Source organism: Pseudomonas triticicola (assembly GCF_019145375.1).
Lineage (GTDB): Bacteria > Pseudomonadota > Gammaproteobacteria > Pseudomonadales > Pseudomonadaceae > Aquipseudomonas > Aquipseudomonas triticicola.
Window position 1 is genome coordinate 1,869,962 of record NZ_JAHSTX010000001.1, and the last position, 17,268, is coordinate 1,887,229.

Here is a 17,268-nt window from a genome sequence, read left to right on the forward strand (position 1 = left end):
TCTCGGGTGGTTCAGTGGTGGCTGTCCGGCGCTTTCGCGAGCAGGCTCGCTCCCACATTCAAATGCGTCCTCTGTGGGAGCGAGCCTGCTCGCGAATAGCCGCCGCAACGCAATCTCAAGCCTTAGAAACAAGTCTCCATGGTCTCGATGACCGCCATCTGCTCATCCACCAGCAACCCTACCCGCCACTTGTCAAAAGTCAGGCATGGATGCGAAGTACCAAAGGAAATGATGTCGCCGACCCGCAGTTCTACACCCGGCGCCACGGTCATGAACGCATGCTGATCCATCACCGCCGTGACCTTGCACGCGCCGACATCCTCCCCCGCCGCCGGCACCACGCCGGCCTTGTAGCGCAACAACGGCACCGGCAAACCGGCATCGAAGGCGACGTCGCGCTTGCCCAGAGCAATCACCGCAAAACCCGGTTCCGGCAGCGACTGCACATGAGCCCAGACTTCCAGCGCCGGGCGCAGGCCTTCGTGCAGGTCGCTGCGACGGTCGAGCACGCAGCACTGCGCCTCTTTGTAGATGCCATGGTCGTGCGCGACATAACTGCCCGGGCGCAACACGCTGAGGAAACGGCCAGCGGCGTTCTGGGTTTCGAAAGATTCGGCGATCAGGTCGTACCAGGCCGAACCCGACGCAGTGATGATCGGTCTGGCGATGGCAAAGGCGCCGCTGTCCTGTAGCTGCACCGCGAGGCGAACCAGCGACGCGGCGAATTCGCGAATGCCACGGACAGCATGATCGCCATGAATCACGCCTTCGTAACCTTCAATACCGGTCAGGGCCAGTGCCGGTTGCGCATCGATGGCCTTGGCCAATTCGATGACTTCCTGCTCGCTGCGGCAACCGCAACGGCCGCCGACCACGCCATATTCGATCATTACGTTGAGCTTGACCCCACGGGAAGCGAAGTAAGCCCCGAGGTCGGCGACGTTGTCCGGGTGGTCGACCATACAATGGAAATCGAACGTCGGATCGGCGAGCAGGTCGGCAATCAGCGCCATGTTCGGCGTGCCGACCAGTTGATTGGCCATCAACACGCGACGCACGCCGTGGGCATAAGCCGCGCGGGTCTGGGTGGCGCTGGCGAGGGTGATGCCCCAGGCGCCGGCGTCGAGCTGTCGTTTGAACAGTGCCGGGGTCATGCTGGTTTTGCCGTGGGGCGCGAGTTCCGCGCCGCTGTCGCTGACAAATTTCTGCATCCAGCGAATATTGTGCTCCAGCGCCTCGCGGTGCAGCACCAGCGCCGGCAGGCTGACGTCGCGGGTCAGTTGCGCACCGATGGCGGCGTCGCCTTTTTCTACGGCAGAGTTGATGGCAGTGGTCATGGTCCAATCCTCACAGGCGCGGCCGCAGGCAGCCGCGGTTATTCGTTGATCCGCCGGGCGAGGCTGTTGGCGCTCTCGATCAGCACCCGGCGATAGTCGTTGTAATTGTTTTTCGCATCGGCGCGCGGGGCGACGATGCACAACGTGCAAATGGCCACGCCCTGCGGGTCTTTGACCGGCGCGGCGAAGCAATGGGTGAAGGTGTCGGCGACGCTGTCGAAGGAAAAGAAGCCATCGCTGCCGGCCTGACGAATCTCCGCCAGAAAACGGTCCAGTGGCAGGCGTTCGCCGTCGGGCAGGATGTAGTCGTCTTCGTCGATCAGGTCGATGATCTGTTGATCGCTCAAATGCGCGAGCAGCAGGCGTCCGGACGCTGTCCATGGGATCGGCGCGTTTTCGCCGATGTCGGAGGAAATGCGGAAATGCCGCTCGCCCTCCTTCATCAATGCAACGGTGTATTTGCGCCCGTTGAGCAGGCACATCTGCGCAGTTTCGCGGGTCTGGCTGACGATCTCCTGCAAAGCGTGATCGGCCTCGCGGCTGAGGTCGAAATGCCGCAGATGCGCCTGGCCAAGGAAGTACAACTGGCGGCCAAGGTAGACGTGGCCATCCTTGCCCACCGGCTCCAGAATCCGTCGCTCCAGCAAGGACGCGACCAGTTCGTAGACTGTCGACTTCGGACTGCCGATGCCATTGGCGATGTCGTTGGGGCGCAGCGGCTGCCCGATTTCCTTGAGAAAATCAAGGATATCGAACGCCCGGTCCAGACCGCGTGCCCGGCGCTTGATGGTGTCTTCGGTCATTTCAGTGGTTTCCATTCAAAGTCGCCGGATGGTAACTGGCCCTTGGTTCCGTGTCAGTGACATTGCCGCCCTCACCCCCCGCCCTCTCCCAGAGGGAGAGGGAGCCTGACCGTATCGATGTAAATGTAAGCGTCATACGCAAAATCCGCATCGATACAGATCAGTCCCCTCTCCCTTGGGAGAGGGTTAGGGTGAGGGGCTGCGGCCTAAGCAACGCAGCAATTTTCAAGCCTTCTTCTTGTACGCGATGCAGTCGATCTCGACCTTGCAATCAACCATCATGCTCGCCTGCACACAGGCCCGCGCCGGGGCGTGTTCGGGTTTGAAATACTCGGCGAAGACTTTGTTGAAACTGCTGAAATCCCGTGGATCGTCCAGCCATACGCCAGCGCGGACCACGTCTTCAATGCCATAACCAGCCTCTTCGAGAATGGCGATCAGGTTTTTCATGGTCTGGTGGGTCTGTTCGACGATGCCGCCAACGATAATCTCGCCATCCACCGCCGGTACCTGGCCGGACACATGCAGCCAGCCATCCGCTTCAACTGCGCGGGCGAATGGACGAGGCTGGCCGCCGGCGGCGGTGCTGCCGGTGCCGTAACGCGTAATGCTCATGGGTGTTTCTCCTGATTGCAAAAGTACAGATTCAAAACCGCGTGCTTTTGAGAAATTCCGCCAGACGCGGCGATTGCGGGCGTTCGAACAGTTCCTTGGGAGGCCCCTGTTCTTCGATTCGCCCTTGATTCATGAAAACGATCTTGTCCGAGACCTCAAAGGCGAAACGCATTTCGTGTGTCACCAGCAACATGGTCATGCCGTCCTCGGCCAGCCCCTTGATCACGTTGAGCACCTCACCGACCAGTTCCGGGTCGAGGGCCGAGGTGACTTCGTCAAAGAGCATCAGGCTCGGGTTCATCGCAATCGCTCGGGCAATCGCCACCCGCTGTTGCTGGCCGCCGGACAACTGACCGGGAAAGTGGTTTCGCCGCTCGAGCAGGCCGACGCGCTCCAGCCATTTTTCGGCAAGCACCACGGCTTCGTCCTTGTGCATCTTCTTCACCTTGAGCAGGCCCAGGGTGACGTTCTGCAGCGCGGTCAGGTGCGGGAAGAGGTTGAATTGCTGGAAGGCCATGCCGGTCATCGCACGATGGCGGGCAATGACCTTTTCCGCATGGCGCACGCGTTTGCCGTTGACCTCGTCGTAGCCGATGGACTCGCCGTCGAGCAGGATCTGCCCGCCCTGGAATTCTTCGAGCATGTTCACGCAACGCAGCAGCGTGGTTTTGCCCGAACCGCTGGAGCCGATCAGCGTGACGACGTTGCCGCGCTGCATGCTCAGGTCGACACCCTTGAGCACTTCCACCGCGCCGTACTGTTTGTGCAGGCCGCGAATGTCCAGCAGTGCCTGATCCTGTGAAGCAACTTGAGCTTGAGTCATGGCAAGGCCACCCGCTTTTCAATGTGCCGGCCGAGTAATTCGATGCCGTAGTTGATGACGAAGAACAGAAAACCGGCGAACAGGTAGAACTCCAGGGTCATGAAGTTCCGGGCGATGATCTGTTGCGTACTGAGCAGCAATTCAGCAACGCCGATCACCGAGAGCAAGGTCGACGCCTTGACGATTTCGGTGGATGAGTTGACCCAGGTCGGCAGGATCTGCCGCAATGCCTGAGGCAACAGGACGTAGCCGAGGGACTGGTAGAACGTCAGGCCGATGGCTTTCCCCGCCTCCATCTGCCCGCGCGGCAAGGCTTGCAGCGCACCACGGACAATCTCGGCGACGTGCGAGCCGCAAAACAGCGTCAGGCCCAGGGCTCCGGCCTGAAACGCACTGATCTGCCAACCGAGCGCCGGCGCCATATAAAAGCAGGCCAGCACCAATACAAACACTGGCGTGCCGCGAATCAGATCGACGTACAGCCGAAACGGCGCGCGCATCCAGAATCTGCCGTAAGTCAGGACCAGGCCGGCAACCACGCCGAGCATGGTGCCCAACACAATGGCCAGCGCCGAGACCTGCACACTGGTCAGAAAGCCCTGCCACAACGGCTCGCGCGCGACCCACAATTCATGCAACCAACTGGGAGATTGGTACATCGCAGCCTCCTATCGGCGGATCGCCAGACGCTGCTCGAGGTAACGCAGCAGCATGGCAATGAGGTAACAGGCCGCGACATACAACGCCGTGGTCACCAGCCAGGTTTCGATCACCCGGTAGCTTTCGACGTTGATCTTGCGCGCGTAATAGGTCAGCTCCGGTACCGCAATCGCAGCGGCAAGCGAGGTGTCCTTGAACAGCGAAATGAAGTTGTTCGACAGCGCCGGCAACACGTTGCGCAGCATCACCGGCACGGTGACGTAAGCCTTGACCTGCCATTCACCGAGACCGATTGCCAGCCCGGCTTCGCGCTGGCCTTTGGGAATGCTCAGCAAGCCGCCACGGAAGACTTCGGTCAGGTACGCGCCGGCATACAGCGACAGCGTGATGATGAACGAAGGAATCTTGTCCAGACGAATGCCAAGGCTGGGCAGTGCAAAGTAGATCAACAGAATCAACACCAGGATCGGCGTGTTACGCACTACCGTGACGTACACCGACGCCAGCACCCGCAAGGCGCGATGCTTCGACAGCAAAGCGAACGCCATCAGCAGGCCGATCACGCAGCCGATGGCGATCGACACCAGCGCCAGCTGCAAGCCCAGACCGAGCCCCGCCAGCAAGGTGTCGAAATCGCGCCACACGGCGGCAAAGTTCAACTGATAGTTCATGGTCAGCAGTACCTTGAGCGGGGCGACGGTCATCGCCCCACCCTCACGGGATCATTTGAATTCGACTGGGAAACCGATAGCTGGAGACGGAAGATCAACACCGAACCATTGTTTGAACGAGGCGGCGTAGGTCGGGAACTCAACACCGGTCATGGCTTCATGCAGCGCGGTGTTGACGAAGTTCAGCCAGTCCTGATCGCCACGTTTGACGGCGCAGGCGTAAGTCTGCGGGCTCCAGGCATAGCTCGGGCTGCGGTAGCGGCCAGGATTCTGCACCATCAGGTATTTCACAGAGGACTGATCGGTTGCGGCGGCATCGGCGCGGCCGGAGTTCACCGCCTGATACATCAGGTCGACGCTGTCGTACTGGTCGACCTTGGCCTTGGGCAATGCCTGATGCACCAATTCTTCGGCGTAGACGTTCTGCAGCACCGCAACGGTAACGTCATCGCCCGCCGCTTGCAGGTCTTCGATTTCCTTGTACTTGCTGTTGTTCGGCAACAGCAGGCCAACACCTTCGCGGTAGTACGGCAGGGTGAACGCGACTTGCTGTGCGCGGCTGGCGGTAACGGTGATGAACTGGCAGCTCATGTCGACCTTGTCGGTGAGCAGATTGGGAATCCGCGCATCGGACGACTGCACCACGAACTCGACCTTGCTCGGGTCGTTGAACAGTCCTTTGGCCACGATCCTGGCGATGTCGATATCAAAACCCTGCAACTTGCCGTCCGCGCCTTGAAAGTGCCACGGCGCATTGGTGCTGCCAGTGCCCACGATCAACTTGCCACGGGCGAGAACACTGTCGAGCTTGCTCTCGGCAGCCTGGGCCAGGCCCATGACCGAGGAAGAAGCCGCAAGAACAAAAACACACGCTTTGAACAACGAAGGACGGCGATGCATGGCAAGCACTCCAGAATTGTGTTTATTCCGCTATACCGGAACACGGTTTGTTACTACGGAATAGACAGCAGAAAGTGTGCCACAGGAATCTCGCAAAATCTGTAACTGCTTTGAACGCTATTGGAATCAACAAGATATGGTTCGTGGACCAAAGGGTTTGGCCCGACTTAGAACGAAGGAAAGACCTGACACAGCCATTAAAGGGGTAATGCGTTCCCAACTTGGGTCAGATCGCGCCGTTGTGGTGCGAATCAGGGTGACAGTTGAACAAGACCCTGTATCAGCGCTTTAGCGCCTGCCTGTAGACATCACCACCCTGCCGTTTCCCGACGGCTATCACCGTCACGACCAGTACCTCGTCCCTGACCCGATAGACCAACCGATATCCAGCGCTTCGAAACTTGATTTTATAGGCGTTACTCAATCCTTTCAGACGAGCCGCCGGAACGTGGGGATTTGCCAGCCTTTCAACAAGTTTATTTTTGAACTGCTCTCTGAGCTCCGACCCAAGCTTTCGCCACTCCTTCCAAGCCTTTTCAGAAAATTCCAGTTCATAGGTCATCAATGGATACCTTGATGGTCGGATCGTTTTCTCGCTCCTTGCAAAGGGCGATCAGTTCCAGATCCTCCAAGCGCTCCATCATTGCTTCATATTCCTTGGCAGGAACACAGTAGAAGGCCGGCTCGTTTCGATTAAGGATCGCCACAGACCGGCCTCCACCAGCTGCCACTGTACCCATAGGGTTTTTTTTCAATTCGGAAATACTCGCTACGACGTGAGAAAGAACAACGTGCGTCATGAACTGTGCCTCTTGGAGTGCTCTGATTAGTGCTCAAAATAGCACTCCAAGTGATGCTCGGCGCAATGCATTGAGGTTACCACGCGGTTTCATGTGAGGTTCCCGCATTGGTTGTCAGGTCTATCTGGCGTTCTTGTGGGATTAATCTCGTGGTTACGCACCCCACCTGTAATTTCTGACAGTAGACCGCGACGCCCCTACTCCTTTAACGTCGAGGAGCCTACCCGCTCGTTGAAAAGGCCCCTTCGATGAACGCCACAAACATAACCTCCACGCTGGCCCCGGTTTACCGCAAAGCCCTGAAAACCTGGCGCCCGGTCATTCTGTATTTCGCCAATGATCACTGCCCCGCCTGCGAATGGGCCGGGCCGATCTTTCGGCAGATTGCCGAGCCTTACCGACTGCGCGCCAACATCTATATGCTCAACACCAGCCAATCGCCCAAGCACCCGAATGTCACGGGCACGCCAACAGTGCTGTTCTATAAAAACGGCAGGCTGCTGAAAAAGCTCAAAGGTATCGGTACCGAGGAAACCCTGGCGAGGGATATGGCCCGGCATGTCGGCAGGACAAAGGCTCCCGCAGCGCCACGCAAAGATCACCATGATCTGGCCTGGCTGCGGCGCACGCTCAGGTCGTTGCGCACCGTCACTCGTTCGCGCCACCGGCTTCTGCGCTGAACCCGACCGGGATTGGACAACCCGTTGTCTGCCTGCTTTGCTGTTGAGCGAACACATTGCGCGCCGCCAGCCGGTTCGGGTGGTTGCCAGATTTGCGCAGACAGCAGGATAAGCATGTTCGAAACCATTGAAGCGCAAGCATTGAAGGAAACCGCGTCTAACGAGTTGAGGGACGAGTTTCTCCAGCGCGAGTTCGAACGGCTCAAACCGTTCAGCCTGTTGATCTACGTGGTCAGTGTGTTCATGTGGCTGCTGTTTGATCTGATCGTCAGTTTTCTCGGCGGCCAGGGTTTCACGTGGCGCTCGATGGCGTTTCTCGCTGGTTTCGCGCTGTTGACGGTGGTACTCGGCTTTACGCGCAAAGCCAGTCATTTCGATGTGCTCACCTTGCTGCTGGTTCTGGGATTGACCGTCGGTGTGCGAATGATCGTCGACGGCCTCGCGCCTGATTCGCACAGCTTGTGGCTGGTGCTGGCCGCAGCGAGCATGTTGTACAGCGTGTCAGTACTGCCGCTGCGGCGCTGGGCGTTCTTCGCCGTGCAAGGTGTGATCTGGGTGATCCTCAACCCGTTTCTCGCCACCACTACCGAAATCACTGAACTGCGCGGCGTTCTGACTGCCTGCTACAGCGTGTTCCTCTGCGCACTCACGGTGTACACCTTTTTGAAGTTCCGTGAGGCCAAGCTGAACAACTACCTCATGTCGCGGTTGCTGCTGGATCAGGCCTACAACGATCCGCTGACGCAGATTCCCAACCGACGCTCGTTCATGACCCATGCAGGGCAACGGCTGCTGGCAAGCCCGCGCGAGCGCGATCATTACCTGATGATGATCGACATCGACAACTTCAAGAAGGTCAACGATACCTACGGGCATGACATCGGTGATGAGGTGCTCATTCGCGTCGCCGCCGATATCAAGGCAGTGATGATTGCGTTTGACTACGCGCGTATGGGCGGTGAGGAGTTCGCGATCTATCTGGCGGGGGTTCGGCGCGAGGATGTAGAAAGCCTTGCCACGCAACTGTGCCAGTCAGTGCGTGAACAGCCCACCCAGCACCCGGTCACCATCAGCATCGGCATTACCCGGGTGGCTGAGGGTGACTCGTTGAATCAGGCGCTGATCAAGGCGGATGCGGCGTTGTACGCATCAAAACATACGGGCAAGGACCGCTTTACGTTTCATCAGTAACAAGCGCAGCGACCGCTGCGCCATTCCGCGAATGCTCAGGCCACCTCGCGCTCCAGCAACACCCGCGTCACCCGCCGCTCTTCAACTGCTTTGACGGTCAGTTGCCAGCCCTCGTACTCCAGTCGATCCCCGGTCATCGGCAACCGATCCAGGAGGCTCATGACCAACCCGGCCATGGTCTGATAATCCTCGGTCGGCTCGGCATCGAAGCCGGTACGCTGGCGAACGCGAGCCAAGGGCAGCGCGCCGCTGACCAGAAACCCGCCGCGCTCTTCGACCACATCAGGGCCTTCGATTTCACTGGCATCGGGCAACTCACCGGCGATCGATTCGAGGATGTCGGTCATGGTCAATATGCCGACGAAATCGCCAAACTCATTGACCACGAAGGCGATGTGCGTCGATGCCGCGCGCATCTGCTCCAGGGCATTGAGGATTGAGTAACTGTCGAGCAGATTGACGGTCTTGCGTGCCAGATACTCCAGGTTCGGCTCGTTGCCGGCCAGATACTCCTTGAGCAATTCCTTCTTGTGTACGAAGCCCAGCGGCTCGTCCACCGCGCCATCGCGAATCAACGGCAAGCGCGAGTACGACGAATGCATCAACTTCGTGCGAATGGTTTCGGCATCATCGGCAAGGTCGATCAGGTCAACGTCGGCGCGCACCGTCATCAGGTTGCGAATCGGCCGCTCCGCCAGTTGCAGCACACCGCTGATCATCACCCGTTCACGACGATCGAACAGCTCGGCCACCGGCGCTTCACCGTTGTCCAGCAGGTCGGAGATTTCCTCGCCGACCTCCTCCGCCGCCAGTTTGCGGCCACCGAGCAGACGCATCACCGCATGGGCCGTGCGCTCACGCATCGGGCGTACACCCTGCATCGAACGCTTGCGCCGAGCCCGGGCGATCTGGTTGAACACCTCGATGAGGATCGAGAAACCGATCGCGGCGTACAGGTAACCTTTCGGGATATGGAAGCCCAGACCTTCTGCGGTCAGGGCAAAACCGATCATCATCAGGAAGCCCAGACACAGCATGATCACGGTCGGATGTGCGTTGACGAAGCGGGTCAGCGGCTTGCTGGCGACGATCATCAGGCCGATGGAAATGATCACGGCGATCATCATCACCGCCAGTTCATCGACCATGCCCACAGCGGTAATCACCGCGTCGAGGGAGAACACAGCGTCGAGCACCACAATCTGCGCCACGATTGGCCAGAACAATGCGTAGGTCGTGTTGGTCGAGCGCTCGCCGACATGGCCTTCGAGCCGTTCATGCAGCTCCATCGTCGCCTTGAACAACAGGAACACGCCACCGAACAGCATGATCAGATCACGACCGGAGAAGCTCTTGTCGAACACCTCGAACAACGGCTGCGTGAGCGTAACCAGCCAGGAAATGCTCGCCAACAGGCCCAGGCGCATGATCAACGCCAACGACAGGCCGATGATCCGCGCGCGATCGCGCTGATGCGGCGGCAGTTTGTCGGCAAGAATTGCGATGAACACCAGGTTGTCGATACCCAGCACCAGTTCCAGCACGATCAGAGTCAACAGGCCTAACCAGGCTGTGGGATCCGCTAACCATTCCATAAAACGTCTCGATCTCTCTTCAGTGAATTCAGGCGGCCGGAAACGGCGAAGTGCAACGCGAAGGCTCAAGAGCCGCGTTATCAACCATAGTCGGAAGTCGGAAGACGGGATGCTGCGAAAGGATCAAGACCGCGCGAAGGCGTGCTGGAGAGTGCTGACTGGGAGGCTCCGAGAGGGTGTTCATGTAAATCCTGAATGAAAAATGGCCTTGGAGCGTACAGGGTCGACCGACCTGCTCCACAGCGGTAAATCATTTCAAAATCTGTATGAATGACCTTGATCGGAGACTTTCAGCGTTGCTGAAGAAGCCTTCGCGAGCAGGCTCGCTCCCACAGGGTGCGAGCGGCGCGGCGGATTTCAGCGCAAATCCAGCTCATCGATATGCTGATACTGCGCTTGCAGCGCGGTCGCCAGATCCTTCGCCCGGCCCAGTCGAATCGGCCCGCGCTCGATGTCGATCAGCAATCCCGGACACGCCAGCACCGGCAACGCCGACAGTTCTTTCACGCGACCATCGGTCACGATCAGGCAACGCTGCTGTTCGGCTGGAAAGCGCTTGCGCCGCAGCGTCAGCCATTGCTGCGCCTGCTCCAGTGCCGCGAGCAACGGCGTGCCGCCACCGGCGCCCAGACCGTCGAGCCAGACGCTCAGGCCGCTTGAGGCCTTCAAGCCTTGCACCTGCCATTTCGGCGCAGAACCACTGGCGGTCAGCAACGCCAGCCGCGCCCGCTGGTGGTAAGCATCGTCGAACAGCTGCGCGAGCAGGCCCTTGGCATCGCTCAAGGCCTGATGGCGACGGGTCGAGGCCGACGCGTCGACGATCACCAGCCAGATTTCATGGGGCGAGCGGGTGCGCTGTTGAAACAGCAGATCGGCGCGGCGCTGAGGCCGGCCATTGAGCAGCGTGCCCGGCCAGTTCACCGATCCGCTACCGGCCGCATGCCGCTGGCCCTGGCGGCCATTGTCGAGTTGGCCGGCACGGGGTCTGGCATTCGCCCCCGCGTCAGACCGGGGGCGAATGCCTAGGGCTTTTTTGCCAGTGGCGGCCAGCTCGGAACTTCGCGGCGGGCACCGGTGGCTTGCGCCGTTGCCGGCATCTCGCCCCACTGGCCCTGCCCTTCACCGGATTTGCTGTCTGCGCCTGACGGAGATTGCGCTTGTGGCTCCGCGCCGGCCAAGGGCTGCTCGCGACGGCGATGGCGCAGGGCAAATTCGGCCACCGCGTCGATGTCCTCTTCAGCAATCGCATCCGCCCCACGCCACGCGGCATGGGCGCGGGCCGCGCGCAACCAGACCAGATCGGCGCGCAAGCCATCGACGCCAGCAGCGAAGCAACGCTCGGTAATCAACGCCAATGCCGCGTCATCCAGTGGGATGGCTGCCAAGCGCTCGCGGGCGCTTTCACAGCGCGAACGCAGGATGTGTTGCTCGCTCGCCCACTGCGCGCAAAACCCTTGTGGATCGCTGTCGAAATCCAGCCGCCGGCGAATGATCTGCCCGCGTTCGGCGGGCGCGGTCTTGCCGCTGAGGGCAACGTTCAAGCCGAAACGGTCAAGCAGTTGCGGCCGCAGTTCGCCCTCTTCCGGGTTCATGGTGCCGATCAGGACGAATTTGGCCGAATGTCGATGGGAGATGCCGTCGCGCTCGATCAGGTTGATACCGCTGGCGGCGACATCGAGCAGCAGATCGACCAAGTGATCGGGCAGCAGATTGACCTCATCGACATAGAGCACGCCACCGTCAGCCTTGGCCAGAACACCGGGCGAAAACTGCGCGCGACCGTCGCTCAGGGCAGCGTCGAGATCGAGGGTGCCGACCAGCCGCTCTTCGGTAGCGCCCAACGGCAACGTGACAAACTGGCCGCTGGCGAGCAGGTCCGCCAGGCCCCGGGCCAGCGTCGACTTGGCCATGCCGCGCGGACCTTCGATGAGTACGCCGCCGATTTTCGGGTCGATGGCGGTCAGGCACAGGGCGAGCTTCAAGTCATCGGCGCCGACCACGGCGGAGAGTGGGAAATGCGGGGTGTCGGTCATTTGGGTTTTCCCTTTCGTGGTCTTTGGTGTGCTTGAGTTTTAGTGGGGTGTCAGTTGGGTGGCCCTCACCCTAACCCTCTCCCAGAGGGAGAGGGAACTGATCCGGGTGTTCTTGAAAGTTGCGCCGACCTGAATTATCGATTTGAACTCAGGCCTCAAAACCACCACAAATCGGCCCCCTCTCCCTCCGGAAGAGGGCTGGGGTGAGGGTAGCTTTTTAGCGGCTACATATCTTCCTCGATATCCAACAGCAAATTCTCCAGCGCTTCTTTATAAGCCCCAGGCTCCAGCCACATCCCGCGCTGCTGCGCTTCGAGCATGCGTTCGGTCATGTCGCGCAACGCGTGGGGATTATGCTCACGAACAAAATCCCGGGTCGCCGGATCGAGCAAATATGCCTCCGCCAGCAACGCGTACTGATGGTCATCGATCAACTGCGTCGTTGCATCGAAGGCGAACAGATTATCAACCGTCGCCGCCAGTTCGAACGCGCCTTTGTAGCCGTGACGCTTGACCCCGTCGATCCACTTCGGATTCGCCGCGCGCGAGCGCACCACACGGTTCAACTCTTCCTTCAGGGTACGAATCTTCGGCAGATCCGGCTGGCTGTGATCGCCGTGATAACTGGCCGCCGCTTCGCCACGCAGCGTCTCCACCGCAGCGAGCATGCCGCCCTGAAACTGGTAGTAGTCGTTGGAATCAAGCAAGTCATGCTCGCGGTTGTCCTGGTTTTGCAGAACTGCCTGCACCTGGCTCAGACGCTGACTGAACTGCTCGCGGGCAGCCGTGCCCTCGTCGGCGCCGCCGTAAGCGTAGGCGCCCCAGTTCAGGTAGACCTCGGAGAGGTCTTCGCGGCTCTGCCACAGACGCCCATCGATCGCGCCTTGCACCCCGGCGCCATACGCCCCCGGTTTCGCGCCGAAGATGCGCCACCCGGCCTGACGCCGCGCCGTGTCCTCGTCGAGGCCTGATTGCAACAGCGCCTGGCGTTCGGCGCGCACCTTGGCGGCCAATGGGTTCAAGTCATCCGGCTCATCCAGCGCCGCCACCGCTTGCACGGCGGCGTCGAACAGGCGGATGAGATTGGCAAATGCATCACGGAAAAAGCCCGAGACGCGCAGCGTCACGTCGACCCTGGGGCGATCAAGCAGACTCAGCGGCAGAATCTCGAAATCATCCACGCGCTGACTGCCCGTGGCCCAGACCGGACGCACGCCCATCAACGCCATGGCCTGAGCGATGTCGTCGCCGCCGGTGCGCATGGTTGCGGTGCCCCACACGGACAGGCCGAGCTGGCGCAAGTGATCGCCGTGATCCTGCAAGTGTCGTTCGAGAATCAGCGTTGCCGACTGGAATCCGATGCGCCACGCGGTAGTCGTGGGCAGATTGCGCACGTCGACCGAGTAAAAGTTGCGCCCGGTGGGCAACACGTCGAGGCGGCCACGGCTCGGAGCACCGCTGGGGCCGGCGGGGACGAAACGACCGCTGAGGGCGTCAAGCAGACCGCGCATTTCGGCCGGGCCGCAAGCATCGAGGCGCGGGGCGACGACTTCGCGCAGATGCTCAATTATCGAATTAACCTCAGCCCAACCCGCCCCTTGTGGGAGCGAGCCTGCTCGCGAAGGCGTCGGGTCAAACAACTGGTCTTTTACTGACACACCGCTTTCGCGAGCAGGCTCGCTCGCACAGGGTACATTCAGTGTTTGGGAGATCAGGTCTGCGGCAAACAATTCGAGGCGTTCGCGGGTGTCGCCGGCGGTGCGCCAGACTTCTTCGCTGATGGTCTGCAACTCGGTCGGACGCGGACCGTTCCAAGGATCGGCCAAGACGCAATCCAGCGGATCAAAACCGAGATCAAACGCTTTGGCGAGTGCTCGCAGCAGACTCGACTGCGCGCCCTTGCCGTCACCGCGCGGGATGCGCAGCAACGCCAGCAACGTGTCAATGCGCAAGCGCCCGCTCGGCGATTCGCCAAAGATGTGCAAACCATCGCGAATCTGCGATTCCTTCAGGTCGCACAGATAAGTGTCCAAACGCGGCAACCAGATCGCCGCATCGGCGTCGCTGTCCAGCGCAGCATCCAGTTGCAGTTCACGGTCAATCTGCGTGTCACGCACCAATTGCAGAATGTCGCGCTGCAACTCGCGGGCACGGCGCGGATCGAGCAGTTGCGCCTCGTAATATTCGTCGGCCAGCAACTCCAGATTGCGCAGCGGCCCATAGGTTTCGGCGCGGGTCAGCGGCGGCATCAGGTGGTCGATGATCACCGCTTGCGTGCGCCGTTTGGCCTGGGCGCCCTCGCCCGGATCGTTGACGATAAACGGATAGATATTTGGCAGCGGGCCGAGCAGCGCGTCGGGCCAGCAGTTTTCCGAAAGGCCAACGCCTTTGCCCGGCAGCCATTCGAGGTTGCCGTGCTTGCCGACGTGGATGACACCGTGAGCGCCGTAGGTGTTGCGCAACCAGAAATAGAACGCCAGATAACCGTGCGGCGGAACCAGATCCGGGTCGTGATACACCGCGCTCGGATCGACCTGATAACCCCGGGCTGGCTGGATGCCGACAAAGGTCAGACCGAAACGCAGACCGGCGATCATCAGGCGACCGTCGCGGCACATCGGATCGTTTTGCGGCGCCCCCCAACGCTCGACTACCGCCGCGCGATTCGCTTCCGGCAACGCATTGAACATTGAAAGGTAATCGTCCATCGCCAGGCTCTGCTGGCACGGGCGCAGGTCGAGACTATCGAGGTCGTTGCTGACACCGCCGAGCAGTTGCTGGATCAGTTCGGTGCCGCTGTCGGGCAACTCGGCCGTGATCGGATAACCCTCTTCGCGCAATGCCCGCAGAATGTTCAGCGCCGCCGCCGGCGTATCGAGGCCGACGCCGTTGCCGATGCGGCCGTCGCGGGTCGGGTAGTTGGCGAGGATCAACGCGATGCGTTTTTCGCCGTTCGGCACGCGCGCCAGATCAACCCAGCGCCGCGCCAGTTCGGCGACGAAATCCATGCGCTCGGGCTGGGCACGGTAGCAGACCACATCGGACTGACTGCGCTCGCTGCGCCAGGCCAGATCCTTGAAGCTGATCGGTCGGCTGATGATGCGCCCGTCGAGTTCCGGCAAAGCAATGTGCATCGCCAGATCACGCGGCCCGAGGCCCTGCTCGCTGTCGCGCCAGCCGGGCTCATTGTCCTGAGCGCAGATCGCTTGAATCACCGGGATGTTGCGGCGAAACGGGCGCAGATGCGGCGCCTCGGGACTCGATTGGGCAAAACCGGTGGTGTTGAGAATCACCCCCGCCTCGACTTCATCCAGCCAGTCCTCGACCACAGACAGGCAACCGGGTTCTTTCAGACTGGCCACCGCGATCGGCAGCGGATTGAGTCCGGCTGCCTGCAAACGCTGACAGAACACATTGATGAACGCCGTGTTCGCCGCCTGCAAATGCGAGCGATAAAACAACAGCGCCGCCACCGGTTGACCGGGCAGCCATTCGGCTTGCCAGTCGCTCAGGGCAGCGCTGTTTTTCTGTGGGTGATAAATCGCCGTGCGCGGCAGGGTTTGCGGCTCGCTCCACGGGTAATCGCGGGCGAACCATTGGTGGGCCAGGCAACGGAAGAAAGCCAGTGCATTGCCCATGCCGCCCTGACGCAGAAATTGCCAGAGTCTATCGCGCACTTCGGCGCTGACCGTGCTCAAGTCACTGAGCTCGGGGTCCGGGCGGTCATCGCCGGGCACCAGAATCAGTTGCACGCCGCGTTCGGACAACTCGACCAGCCGCTCGACGCCGTAGCGCCAATAGGCAATGCCGCCATGCAGGGAGATCAGAATGACCTTGGCGTGGCGCAGCACTTCGTCGACATACAGATCGACCGAGGCATGATTCTGCACCTGCATCGGGTTGGCCAGACGCAGGCTCGGGTAGTCATCGGGCAATTGCTGCGCAGCCTCGGCAAGCAGCGCCAGGCTGGAATCGCCGCTGCACAGGATCACCAGCTCGGCGGGGGTTTGGCCAAGGTCGGCAATGTTGTCATCCGAGACGAAACCGCCGGGCTGGGTCCTGAGCAGGTGCATGGCTTAAACGCTGAGCGCAGCGCGCAATTGCGCTTCGAGTTGTGCGGCATCGAGTTCCTGACCGATCAGCACCAGACGCGTGACGCGCGCTTCTTCGGCGCCCCACTGACGGTCGAAATGCTTGTCGAAACGCGTGCCCACACCCTGGATCAACAGGCGCATCGGCTTGTTCGGAATCGCCGCGAAGCCTTTCACGCGCAGAATGCCGTGCTGCACCACCAATTGCGTCAGCGCGTCGAGCAGCAGGCTTTCGTCGGCTTGCGGCAGTTCGATGGAGATCGAATCGAAGGCGTCGTGATCGTGGTCGTCGTCATCACCGTCGTGATGGTGATCGTGGTGACTGTGGCGGCTGTCGATGTGCTCCTCGGAGCCGGCACCGAGACCGATCAGCACGTCGAGCGGCAGGCGGCCGTTGCTGGCTTCGATGATTTTGACTGCTGGCGGCAGCTCTTCGGCGACTTCTGCGCGCACCCGAGCCAGATCTTCCGCGCTGGTCTGGTCGGCTTTGTTGAGGATGACCAGGTCAGCACTGGCCAGTTGATCTGCGAACAACTCGTGCAGCGGCGACTCGTGATCAAGGTTCGGATCGAGTTTGCGCTGGGCATCGACCTGATCCGGGAACGCTGCGAAGGTGCCAGCAGCGACGGCCGGGCTGTCGACCACGGTGATCACCGCGTCAACGGTACAGGCGCTACGGATTTCCGGCCACTGGAAGGCTTGCACCAGCGGTTTTGGCAGGGCCAGGCCGGAGGTTTCGATAAGGATGTGATCAAGGTCACCGCGACGGGCCACCAGTTCGCGCATCACCGGAAAGAACTCTTCCTGCACCGTGCAGCACAGGCAGCCGTTGGCCAGCTCATATACGCGGCCGCTGGCCTCTTCTTCGGTGCAGCCGATGGTGCATTGCTTGAGGATTTCACCGTCGATGCCGAGCTCGCCAAACTCATTGACGATCACCGCAATGCGCCGGCCCTGAGCGTTATCGAGCATGTGCCGCAGCAGCGTGGTTTTGCCTGAACCGAGGAAACCGGTGACGATGGTGACGGGGAGTTTGGCCAGTGTTTTCATCGGTATGCCCTTTGGCAAG

16 protein-coding genes are annotated in these 17,268 nt (G+C 60.6%); 2 read left to right on the forward strand and 14 right to left on the reverse strand.

The window, feature by feature from the left end; genetic code table 11:
- Nucleotides 1-122: 122 nt before the first annotated feature.
- The 9 genes from KVG85_RS08375 to KVG85_RS08415 form a co-directional block, all read right to left on the reverse strand.
- Nucleotides 123-1,337: an amino acid deaminase gene (locus KVG85_RS08375; protein ID WP_217863547.1), complete on the reverse strand. Its 1,215-nt coding sequence runs from the start codon at nt 1,335-1,337 to the stop codon at nt 123-125.
- A gap of 38 nt (nt 1,338-1,375) precedes the next feature.
- Nucleotides 1,376-2,140: an IclR family transcriptional regulator gene (locus KVG85_RS08380; protein WP_016774498.1), complete on the reverse strand. Its 765-nt coding sequence runs from the start codon at nt 2,138-2,140 to the stop codon at nt 1,376-1,378.
- A gap of 225 nt (nt 2,141-2,365) precedes the next feature.
- Nucleotides 2,366-2,755, reverse strand: coding sequence for a RidA family protein (locus KVG85_RS08385; protein WP_217863548.1), 390 nt, complete (start codon nt 2,753-2,755; stop codon nt 2,366-2,368).
- Between the two features lie 31 nt (nt 2,756-2,786).
- Nucleotides 2,787-3,578 carry an amino acid ABC transporter ATP-binding protein gene (locus KVG85_RS08390; RefSeq protein ID WP_073474746.1) on the reverse strand — a complete coding sequence of 264 codons (792 nt, stop codon included), beginning with the start codon at nt 3,576-3,578 and terminating at the stop codon, nt 2,787-2,789.
- Nucleotides 3,575-4,237 carry an amino acid ABC transporter permease gene (locus KVG85_RS08395; RefSeq protein ID WP_122507098.1) on the reverse strand — a complete coding sequence of 221 codons (663 nt, stop codon included), beginning with the start codon at nt 4,235-4,237 and terminating at the stop codon, nt 3,575-3,577. Before KVG85_RS08395 ends, KVG85_RS08390 begins: the two co-directional genes overlap by 4 nt.
- A 9-nt stretch (nt 4,238-4,246) precedes the next feature.
- Nucleotides 4,247-4,909, reverse strand: a complete 663-nt coding sequence (locus tag KVG85_RS08400) for an amino acid ABC transporter permease (protein WP_024012746.1) — start codon at nt 4,907-4,909, stop codon at nt 4,247-4,249.
- Nucleotides 4,910-4,960: 51 nt separating this feature from the next.
- Nucleotides 4,961-5,809 carry a transporter substrate-binding protein gene (locus KVG85_RS08405; RefSeq protein ID WP_122507097.1) on the reverse strand — a complete coding sequence of 283 codons (849 nt, stop codon included), beginning with the start codon at nt 5,807-5,809 and terminating at the stop codon, nt 4,961-4,963.
- Between the two features lie 280 nt (nt 5,810-6,089).
- Nucleotides 6,090-6,371 carry a type II toxin-antitoxin system RelE family toxin gene (locus tag KVG85_RS08410; RefSeq protein WP_217863549.1) on the reverse strand — a complete coding sequence of 94 codons (282 nt, stop codon included), beginning with the start codon at nt 6,369-6,371 and terminating at the stop codon, nt 6,090-6,092.
- Nucleotides 6,361-6,609, reverse strand: a complete 249-nt coding sequence (locus KVG85_RS08415) for a type II toxin-antitoxin system Phd/YefM family antitoxin (RefSeq protein ID WP_122603194.1) — start codon at nt 6,607-6,609, stop codon at nt 6,361-6,363. The genes KVG85_RS08410 and KVG85_RS08415 overlap by 11 nt, the downstream gene beginning before the upstream one ends.
- A gap of 248 nt (nt 6,610-6,857) precedes the next feature.
- On the opposite strand from KVG85_RS08415, the gene KVG85_RS08420 reads away from it, so the two are divergent.
- Together KVG85_RS08420 and KVG85_RS08425 are read left to right on the forward strand one after the other, a co-directional pair.
- Entirely contained in the window at nt 6,858-7,289 is a 432-nt protein-coding gene (locus KVG85_RS08420; protein WP_217863550.1) for a thioredoxin family protein, read from the forward strand.
- A 114-nt stretch (nt 7,290-7,403) separates the two neighbouring features.
- Nucleotides 7,404-8,480, forward strand: coding sequence for a GGDEF domain-containing protein (locus tag KVG85_RS08425; RefSeq protein WP_217863551.1), 1,077 nt, complete (start codon nt 7,404-7,406; stop codon nt 8,478-8,480).
- 35 nt (nt 8,481-8,515) lie between these two features.
- On the opposite strand, the gene KVG85_RS08430 is transcribed toward KVG85_RS08425, so the two are convergent.
- The 5 genes from KVG85_RS08430 to cobW form a co-directional block, all read right to left on the reverse strand.
- Nucleotides 8,516-10,075, reverse strand: a complete 1,560-nt coding sequence (locus tag KVG85_RS08430; protein WP_122507093.1) for a TerC family protein — start codon at nt 10,073-10,075, stop codon at nt 8,516-8,518.
- Between the two features lie 357 nt (nt 10,076-10,432).
- Nucleotides 10,433-11,125 carry a vWA domain-containing protein gene (locus KVG85_RS08435; RefSeq protein WP_225926775.1) on the reverse strand — a complete coding sequence of 231 codons (693 nt, stop codon included), beginning with the start codon at nt 11,123-11,125 and terminating at the stop codon, nt 10,433-10,435.
- On the reverse strand, nt 11,098-12,108 hold the full coding sequence (locus KVG85_RS08440; RefSeq protein WP_122507092.1) for a magnesium chelatase ATPase subunit I: 1,011 nt from the start codon (nt 12,106-12,108) through the stop codon (nt 11,098-11,100). The genes KVG85_RS08435 and KVG85_RS08440 overlap by 28 nt, the downstream gene beginning before the upstream one ends.
- Before the next feature lie 224 nt (nt 12,109-12,332).
- Nucleotides 12,333-16,181, reverse strand: coding sequence for a cobaltochelatase subunit CobN (cobN, locus tag KVG85_RS08445; protein WP_217863553.1), 3,849 nt, complete (start codon nt 16,179-16,181; stop codon nt 12,333-12,335).
- A gap of 3 nt (nt 16,182-16,184) precedes the next feature.
- Complete coding sequence (gene cobW / locus KVG85_RS08450; protein ID WP_024012737.1) at nt 16,185-17,249, reverse strand: cobalamin biosynthesis protein CobW; 1,065 nt, start codon at nt 17,247-17,249, stop codon at nt 16,185-16,187.
- Nucleotides 17,250-17,268: the final 19 nt, after the last annotated feature.

Excerpts from the sequence above, each read along its gene's own strand:
- cobW (WP_024012737.1), bottom strand. The coding sequence starts at position 17,249 with ATGAAAACACTGGCCAAACTCCCCGTCACCATCGTCACCGGTTTCCTC.
- KVG85_RS08420 (WP_217863550.1), top strand. The coding sequence starts at position 6,858 with ATGAACGCCACAAACATAACCTCCACGCTGGCCCCGGTTTACCGCAAA.
- KVG85_RS08385 (WP_217863548.1), bottom strand. The coding sequence starts at position 2,755 with ATGAGCATTACGCGTTACGGCACCGGCAGCACCGCCGCCGGCGGCCAG.
- KVG85_RS08425 (WP_217863551.1), top strand. The coding sequence starts at position 7,404 with ATGTTCGAAACCATTGAAGCGCAAGCATTGAAGGAAACCGCGTCTAAC.
- cobN (WP_217863553.1), bottom strand. The coding sequence starts at position 16,181 with ATGCACCTGCTCAGGACCCAGCCCGGCGGTTTCGTCTCGGATGACAAC.
- KVG85_RS08410 (WP_217863549.1), bottom strand. The coding sequence starts at position 6,371 with ATGACCTATGAACTGGAATTTTCTGAAAAGGCTTGGAAGGAGTGGCGA.
- KVG85_RS08400 (WP_024012746.1), bottom strand. The coding sequence starts at position 4,909 with ATGAACTATCAGTTGAACTTTGCCGCCGTGTGGCGCGATTTCGACACC.
- KVG85_RS08375 (WP_217863547.1), bottom strand. The coding sequence starts at position 1,337 with ATGACCACTGCCATCAACTCTGCCGTAGAAAAAGGCGACGCCGCCATC.
- KVG85_RS08390 (WP_073474746.1), bottom strand. The coding sequence starts at position 3,578 with ATGACTCAAGCTCAAGTTGCTTCACAGGATCAGGCACTGCTGGACATT.
- KVG85_RS08395 (WP_122507098.1), bottom strand. The coding sequence starts at position 4,237 with ATGTACCAATCTCCCAGTTGGTTGCATGAATTGTGGGTCGCGCGCGAG.
- KVG85_RS08415 (WP_122603194.1), bottom strand. The coding sequence starts at position 6,609 with ATGACGCACGTTGTTCTTTCTCACGTCGTAGCGAGTATTTCCGAATTG.
- KVG85_RS08405 (WP_122507097.1), bottom strand. The coding sequence starts at position 5,809 with ATGCATCGCCGTCCTTCGTTGTTCAAAGCGTGTGTTTTTGTTCTTGCG.
- KVG85_RS08380 (WP_016774498.1), bottom strand. The coding sequence starts at position 2,140 with ATGACCGAAGACACCATCAAGCGCCGGGCACGCGGTCTGGACCGGGCG.
- KVG85_RS08440 (WP_122507092.1), bottom strand. The coding sequence starts at position 12,108 with ATGACCGACACCCCGCATTTCCCACTCTCCGCCGTGGTCGGCGCCGAT.
- KVG85_RS08430 (WP_122507093.1), bottom strand. The coding sequence starts at position 10,075 with ATGGAATGGTTAGCGGATCCCACAGCCTGGTTAGGCCTGTTGACTCTG.